General features: G+C 70.7%; 7 protein-coding genes. 3 read left to right on the forward strand and 4 right to left on the reverse strand.

The window, feature by feature from the left end:
- The 3 genes from ACI38Z_RS00990 to ACI38Z_RS01000 form a co-directional block, all read right to left on the reverse strand.
- A partial coding sequence (locus tag ACI38Z_RS00990; protein ID WP_439788329.1) for a response regulator transcription factor occupies nucleotides 1-469 on the reverse strand: 469 nt, incomplete at its 3' end.
- Nucleotides 466-1989, reverse strand: a complete 1524-nt coding sequence (locus tag ACI38Z_RS00995; protein WP_439788330.1) for an ATP-binding protein — start codon at nucleotides 1987-1989, stop codon at nucleotides 466-468. The genes ACI38Z_RS00990 and ACI38Z_RS00995, both read right to left, overlap by 4 nt.
- A gap of 41 nt (nucleotides 1990-2030) precedes the next feature.
- Nucleotides 2031-2702, reverse strand: a complete 672-nt coding sequence (locus tag ACI38Z_RS01000) for a phosphatase PAP2 family protein (protein ID WP_439788331.1) — start codon at nucleotides 2700-2702, stop codon at nucleotides 2031-2033.
- Nucleotides 2703-2928: 226 nt separating this feature from the next.
- On the opposite strand from ACI38Z_RS01000, the gene ACI38Z_RS01005 reads away from it, so the two are divergent.
- Nucleotides 2929-3588 carry a DedA family protein gene (locus ACI38Z_RS01005; RefSeq protein WP_439788332.1) on the forward strand — a complete coding sequence of 220 codons (660 nt, stop codon included), beginning with the start codon at nucleotides 2929-2931 and terminating at the stop codon, nucleotides 3586-3588.
- A gap of 134 nt (nucleotides 3589-3722) precedes the next feature.
- The gene (locus ACI38Z_RS01010) at nucleotides 3723-4601 is read left to right on the forward strand and encodes a radical SAM protein (RefSeq protein WP_439788333.1); all 879 of its coding nucleotides are present in this window, start codon (nucleotides 3723-3725) and stop codon (nucleotides 4599-4601) included.
- A gap of 10 nt (nucleotides 4602-4611) precedes the next feature.
- Here ACI38Z_RS01010 and ACI38Z_RS01015 read toward each other — a convergent pair whose 3' ends face one another.
- On the reverse strand, nucleotides 4612-5046 hold the full coding sequence (locus tag ACI38Z_RS01015) for a TipAS antibiotic-recognition domain-containing protein (protein ID WP_439788334.1): 435 nt from the start codon (nucleotides 5044-5046) through the stop codon (nucleotides 4612-4614).
- Between the two features lie 216 nt (nucleotides 5047-5262).
- On the opposite strand from ACI38Z_RS01015, the gene ACI38Z_RS01020 reads away from it, so the two are divergent.
- The coding region (locus tag ACI38Z_RS01020) for an MFS transporter (RefSeq protein WP_439788335.1) at nucleotides 5263-5747 on the forward strand (485 nt) is incomplete at its 3' end.

A 5747-nucleotide genomic window follows, 5' to 3' on the forward strand; every position in this document is an offset into this window, starting at 1 on the left:
ACGCCGGGTCGAGCTCGACATACCCCACCGAAAGCGGCGCCGCCTGGGAAGCGCGCTCCTCTCCCCTGAGACGCTCCACCTCGGCCAGGCGCGCCCGCACGCGCGCCACCAGAACGCTGGGTGAGAAGGGCTTGGTCACGTAGTCGTCGGCGCCTACGCCCAGGCCGCGGATCACGTCCACGTCCTCCCCGCGGGCCGTCACCATGATGACGGGCATGCTCGTGCGCTCGCGCAGCTGGCGGCACACGGCGAGGCCGTCCATCCCCGGCAGCATCACGTCCAGGATCGCGAGGTCGAACCCGCCGGAGAGCCCCAGCGCCAGGCCCTTGTTGCCGTCGGTCGCCAGCACCACCATATAGCCGGATGCCTCCAGGTAGTCGCGCTCGAGTTCGGCGATGTCCTGGTCGTCCTCCACCACCAGGATCCTTCCCGCCGGCGCCTGCCTCTGGTACGCGTTCGCAGCACTCATCGCGTCGCCCCCTCGCCTTTCTCCTCGCCTTGGCCCGCCTGCTCCGCGGGCGAGAACTCCAGCTCGATGGTAAGCCCTCCGCCCTCCGTGCGCAGCGCGCGGGCGGTGCCGCCCATGGCGTCCATGGCACGCCTCACGATTGCGAGGCCCAGGCCGCTGCCGCCCTTCTGCGCGCTGCGGGCGGGGTCGTCGCGGTAGAAGAGCTCGAACAGGTGCGGCAGCGCCTCGTCCGGCACGCCGGGGCCGTCATCGGCGAGCACGAGCCGCGGGCGCCCGGGCGCGCCCAGGACGGACGCCGTCACGGTGCAGCCGGGGGCGTAGCGCACGGCGTTGTCGAGCACGTTGGTCACGGCGCGCTCGAGCAGGCTCGCGTCGGCCAGGGCGGACGCCGACTCCACCGTGCCCAGGCGCAGGCCGATCCCGCGCCGGGCGTAGTCGTCCGCGTTCTTCTCCACCAGCTTGCGCGCGTAGTCCGCAAGGTCGCAGCGGCGCTCCTGGTGCGAGAAGTCGCCCAGGTCGAGCTTGGAGAAGAGGAAGAGCTGCGACACGAGCTCGCTCATCTGCTCCGTCTTGGCCACGATGCGCGAGGCGTAGCGCCGCTGGCGCTCCGGCGTGGTGGCGATGCCGTCGAGCAGCCCCTCGGCGTAGCCGCGGATGGACGTGAGCGGCGAGCGCAGGTCGTGCGAGATGCACGCCACGAGCTCCTGGCGGGCGCGGCGCTCGTGCTCCTCGCGGGCGGCGGCGTCCTCCAGGCCCTGTGCCATCTGGTCGAAGGAGCGCGCGATGGGGCCAAACTCGTCGTCGCCGCGGTAGTTGACCCGGTACGAGAGGTCGCCCGCGGACACGTGCTCGACCCCGCGCTCGAGCTGCCCGATGGGGCCCGTGATGCGGTCGTACACGTAGCGCTGGCAGAAACGGTTCATGAGGACGACGGCCAGGACGACGGCCGCCAGCAGCGCGGCGCCGCTCGCGATCGCGGCGGTCTTGAGCGTGCCGCCCGCGACCTCGTGCACCCTGCCGAACACGGCTATGTGGCTGCCGGCTGCCGAGCCCCTGCCCTGATTGCCGATCACGAAGACCGAGGTGGACGAGGTCCGGAGCACCGTGGGCAGGCCACCCGCGGATATGGCCGTCCGCGCGAGGGCGAGCTCCGCACCGGTGACGCCGGGCGAGCGGTACGCCACGGAGTCGCCGTCCAGCACGGCGAACGAGAGGCCGCCCTTGGCGAGCGCGTCCGCCACGCCGTCGAGCTTGGCGGAGTCGACGCCGGAGCCCATGCCCTTCTCCACCAGCTCGGCCGCGGCCCGGCCCGTCCAGTAGAAGTCGCCCTCGTCACCCAGGCCGACGCCGCTGCCCGAGTGCATGGTGTTGTAGATGACGGCCAGGCAGGCCACGCCCACCAGCGCCGCGATGGCGACGGGCACCACGATCATGAGGACGTTGGACACCAGCAGGCGGTGCCTGATGGTCCTTCCGCCCGAAGGCGCGCCCGTGGTCCCGCCCGAAGTCTGCTGTGACATGTGACCTCCCGCATGCGAGGGCTCCAACCGGCCCGCCTCCATTATCGTGCGTCCGCGGTCCGCCCGCACCAGGCGGGCCGGGCCACGCCGCCGGCGCGCGATGCCAGCCGGTGCACGAGCGCCACCCAGGCGAGCGAGGCCAGCACGCCGGCCACGACGTCGGAGGGATAGTGCGCGCCCAGGTACACGCGGCTCGCGCACACGAGCGCCACCAGGCATGCGCAGACGACCGCAAGGGCCCTGCCGCCCCGCTCGCCGAGCCGCGGCCTCAGCTCGAGCCACAGCAGCGCGAGGACCGCCGTGCACACCATGGCGTGCCCCGAGGGGAACGAGAAGCCCTTCTCGGCCACCAGCGCGAAGGCCTCCGGGCGCGGGCGGCAGAACGCCGCCTTGAGCACCACGTTGAGCGCGCAGGCGCCGCCGACGGTCACTAGGTTGAGAAGGACGTGCCCCCGGGCAAGCGCGAGCGTGGCCACGACCGCGACGGCGACCATCGCAAGCGGGCCGAGCGCGTTGGTCGCGAGCAGGAGCGCGTGCGTGAGCCACGGCGCCCTGGCCGAGGACGCCAGCACGAGCGCCGCCTCGTCCAGGCGCGCCGTCATGCCCGTCCCCACCAGGGCGGCAACCAGCGCGAACCCCAGCCCGCACGCCACGCACACCACAAGGTCGGCCTTGCCGCCGGCCACCGTCGATCTCACTACCCTCTGGGCCATCGCCCTCACGCTCCCCCGTCCGGGCGACGCACGCGCCGCCACACTCATCTGACGGTGGCAATCCTCGCAGCAACGCCTGTAGCAGGGCTAACGGCAGGCTAAACGCTGGATAAACGGGACCCGCGGCCGTTAAGCCAGCGTTTAGGCAGCCGTGCGGTGGGGTTTAGCGGGGCGTGGGAGCATACGGGTCGTCCAAGCGGGGGCGGCACGGGGCCGCCCAGGAGGATTGGAGAAGGACATGCAGGCGACCATGCTCGCGCTCATCAGTAAGTTCGGCTACCTTGCCCTGGCGGCGCTCGTGTTTCTGGAGAACGTGTTCCCGCCCATCCCGAGCGAGGTGATCCTGCCGGCGGCCGGCTTTTTGGCCAGCGTCGGCACCATGACCCTGCCCGGGGCCATCGTCGCGGCCACCGTCGGGTCGCTCGTGGGGGCGTACGCGCTCTTTGGCGTGGGACGCGTGCTGAGCGAGGAGCGCCTGCGCAGGCTGCTGGCGTCCAAGCCCCTGCACGCCCTGGGCTTCAGGGAGGATGACGTCCAGACCGCCGTCGGCTGGTTCCGCAACCACGGCGCCATCACCGTGCTGGTGTGCCGCTGCGTGCCCATCGTGCGCAGCCTGATATCGATCCCCGCGGGGACGTCCGGCATGCGCCTGGGCAAGTTCAGCCTCTACACGGTCCTGGGCTCGCTGGTGTGGAACACGGTCCTGTGCAGCGTGGGCTACTTTGCCGGCTCCGCCTGGAGCCAGGCCGCGTCCAGCGCGTCCGGCGCCATCGACGCGGCGACGCTCGTGGTGATCGCGGCCGCCGTGGTCGCGGCGGGCGTCTGGGTCGTCGTCAGGATCGTGCCGTCCATCAAGGCGGCCGTCCGCTCCGAGGGCGAAAGGTAGCCACAAGCTCAGGGGAACATGAGCGACTCATGCTCCCCGTGGTTACTGGTTGTGGCCGCGTTACTGCAATAGCCTTTGAATCGCAAGGGGCCGGGCGGCGGCGCTGCCCGGCCAACCACGTTCTGAGGAGTAGTATGCACTACGCGGACGGCGCCTTCTGGCGCCCGCTGTTCGAGACCAACATGGAGCTGCTGCAGGTCGCGTCGGGCTGCTCGCACAACCGCTGCCGCTTCTGCGACATGTACAGGGACGGCTTTCGCGTCTCTCCCCGCGAGGAGGTGGAGGAGGACCTGCAGGAGCTGGCGGCGTCCGGCACGCAGGTGCCCCGCATCTTCCTTGCGGGCGGCGACGCCCTCGCCATTCCGCAGGAGGACCTCGCGTGGACGCTGCGGCGCATCCACGAGCTGCTGCCCCAGGTGCGCTCCGTCGGCTGCTTCGCCCGCGTGACGGACGTCGCCAGGAAGACCGACGACCAGCTGGCACAGCTCACGGACCTGGGGCTCAGCCGCATCTCCATCGGGGCGGAGTCCGGCTACGACCCCGCGCTCGACTTCATGCGCAAGGGATTTCGCGCCGCGGACATCGTGAAGCAGTGCGCCAGGCTGGACGCGGCGGGGCTCACCTACGCGTTCTTCTACCTCATCGGCATGGCCGGCAAGGGCCAATGCGTCGAGGCGGCACGTGCCACGGTCCAGACGTTCTCGCAGGTCAACCCCGACATCATCATGGTCCACACCATGACGCCGTTTTCGGGGACGCCACTCTGGGACGACATCCGCGAGGGGCGCTTTGAGCAGGCGCCCGAGCGCGAGATCCTGCAGGAGCTGCGCGAGTTCGTGTCAGCGTACCCCAAGCGGACCTACCTGCTGGGCTACCACGTCTCCAACGTCGTGCGGCTGCAGGGCACGCTGCCCGACCAGGCGCAGCAGATGCTCCCGTACCTCGACAAGGCAATCGCGGACCTCGCGGAGGACCAGATGGAGAGCTTCCGCTCGAGCCTCACCTCGATCTAGCCGCGACGCCCTAGCTTGCAGATTCCTGCGCCAGCGCCTCGATCGCGCGAATCAGGAACTCCGCGGCGCCGGGCGCCCACGCCTCGTAGTACGCGCGGAAGCGTTCGTCCGCAAGGTACGACTGGGCGAGAAGCGCGTGGGCCTCCGGCGTGTACGTGCCCTTGGGCCAGAACAGCTGCAGCCAGCCGGCGTGCGCGCGGGCGGCAGCCGCGCCGTGGGACCCGTCCGGGTCGCCGTCCGCAAGGCCCGCCAGCACCTCGGCCCTGACCTCCGCCTCGAGCCGACGCGCGCGCTCGAACTCCTCCCGCGAGAGCCCCATCAGGCGTGCGTTGGCGGCGTCCGCGGCTGCATCTCCCCAGCGGTCCCGCACCTCCGCGCCGTACGCACGCTCGTTCTTCTCCACCAGGTCGCGCTTGAGCGCCTCGAACTTTCCGCTGTCTGCCATGGGCCCTCCCACTCCGTCGGTAGCCATATGGTAGACCCTACCCCGGCCCAGGGGTCCGACGGCGGTTGCGCGCGCTTCTCACCCGCCCTACTGCGGCCCTCCTCTGGAATCCACCTGCCCCCGGCCGTGCCGGCGCCGTCGCGTGCTACCCTACACCGTCGGACAACGGACGACGGATTCGGAGGCAGCCGCACGATGGCACAGGCAGAGGCATTGGTGACCAGGAGAACGAACGGTACCGGCTCGAGGGGGCTCACGATCCTGCGGCTGGCGCTGCTCGTGCTGCTGGGCTTCTCGCTCGGCTGCGCGGAGTTCATCGTCATCGGCATCCAGACCAACCTCGCGCACGACCTGGGCGTGAGCATCGCCCAGACGGGCCAGCTCGTCAGCCTGTTCGCGCTGCTCTACGCCATCATGACGCCCGTGCTGGCGCTGTCCACGGGGCGGTTCCGCCGCTACTCGCTCATGCTCGTCTACCTTGCGCTCTTCTGCGTGGGCAACGTCATGTCCGCCTTCGCCACGAGCTTTGGCGTGCTGCTGGCCGCGCGCATGCTGCTGGGCTCCATATCCGGCGCGCTTCTGGCCGTGGGCGTCACGTTCATCCCGGAGCTGGCGGGGCCGCGCAGGTCATCGCTCGCGCTTACCTTGGTGTACTCGAGCTACTCCGTGGCGCTCATCGTCAGCACCAGCGTGGGAAAGAT

The organism is Parafannyhessea sp., from assembly GCF_051876455.1.
Classification (GTDB): domain Bacteria; phylum Actinomycetota; class Coriobacteriia; order Coriobacteriales; family Atopobiaceae; genus Parafannyhessea.

Excerpts from the sequence above, each read along its gene's own strand:
- ACI38Z_RS01000 (WP_439788331.1), bottom strand. The coding sequence starts at position 2,702 with ATGGCCCAGAGGGTAGTGAGATCGACGGTGGCCGGCGGCAAGGCCGAC.
- ACI38Z_RS01015 (WP_439788334.1), bottom strand. The coding sequence starts at position 5,046 with ATGGCAGACAGCGGAAAGTTCGAGGCGCTCAAGCGCGACCTGGTGGAG.
- ACI38Z_RS01010 (WP_439788333.1), top strand. The coding sequence starts at position 3,723 with ATGCACTACGCGGACGGCGCCTTCTGGCGCCCGCTGTTCGAGACCAAC.
- ACI38Z_RS00995 (WP_439788330.1), bottom strand. The coding sequence starts at position 1,989 with ATGTCACAGCAGACTTCGGGCGGGACCACGGGCGCGCCTTCGGGCGGA.